At 72.3% G+C, this 1,096-nt stretch carries 1 pseudogene; it reads left to right on the top strand.

What is annotated here, in order from left to right:
- Positions 1 to 57: 57 nt before the first annotated feature.
- A pseudogene (locus BN4348_RS59055) lies at positions 58 to 1,096 on the top strand (MobF family relaxase); the annotation flags it as partial.

Here is a 1,096-nt window from a genome sequence, read left to right as displayed (position 1 = left end):
GACGTCGCCGCCCTGCTCCACGAGGCCGCGACCGAACACGGGCCGCTCCCCGCTGAAATGCCCGCTGCTGCCCTGTGGTGGCGGCTGGCCGGCACCCTGGCGCCCCCCTCCCTGGAGGGCAGCGACACCAACCTGCGGCCCCCCTGGACCGCCGACCTGCACCACCTCCTGGGCACCCGCATCGCCGAAGCCGTCATCACCGACCCCGCCTGGCCCGGCCTCGTCGCCGCGGTCACCGCCGCCGACTGGCCCCCCCACGATCTGCTCGCCGCGGCCGCTGAACACCTGCACGACATCGCAACCACCCAGACCATCCGGCCCGACGAATACGCCCGCCTGCTCACCTACCGCGTCGAACTGCTCACCCACCACGCCGCCACCATCGACCCCGACATCCCCCATCCCGCCGAACAGGCCGAAACATCCACCGGCCAACAGCAATTCGACCTCGACGACCACCACATCGACGCCGACCTACACGAGCCCCCGCCCGACCCCTACGACTACTCCTACGGCTTCGTCGAAGACGACCTCGGCGGCCTCGACATCGACGACCTGCCCACCGTGCGTCCCGCCGTGCCCGCCCGCGTCGACGACATCGACATTCCCGCCCTACGCGCCCGCCGCGACGCCGCCCACCGTCACGCCCACCAACTCGCCAACACCATCCTCACCGGTGGCGGCGGACCCGCCGAACACGCCGCCACGGCCGAACTGGCCGAGCTGCACCGCCGCTTGGGTGAACAACGCCCCTGCCAGCAGGCCCTGGCCAGCGCTCACGACCGCTGGGTCCACGCCGAAGACACCGCCGAACTGCACCGCCAACTACTCACCCAACTTGCCGCCGCGATCACCGCGGCCACCGAGCGCGGCGAGCACGACGCCGCCGTCCGCTACGGCCAACACCACACGCAGGTCAGCGAACAAACCGACCGGGTCGACACCGCGGTGCGCAGCGCCCGCGACCGTCTCGACGCTGCCCGCGCCGCACTCATAGAGGCCGCCGGCGGCGTAGCCGGCATCGTCACCGAACACGACCTGCACGCCCGCCGCACGCAAGCTATGCGCGCCGACAGCGACAGCCTCAACGCCGCCC

Source organism: Mycobacterium interjectum, assembly GCF_900078675.2.
Taxonomy (GTDB): Bacteria; Actinomycetota; Actinomycetes; order Mycobacteriales; family Mycobacteriaceae; genus Mycobacterium; species Mycobacterium interjectum.
Note: the sequence above shows the minus strand (reverse complement) of the source record. Positions and strands in the feature narration are given on the sequence as shown.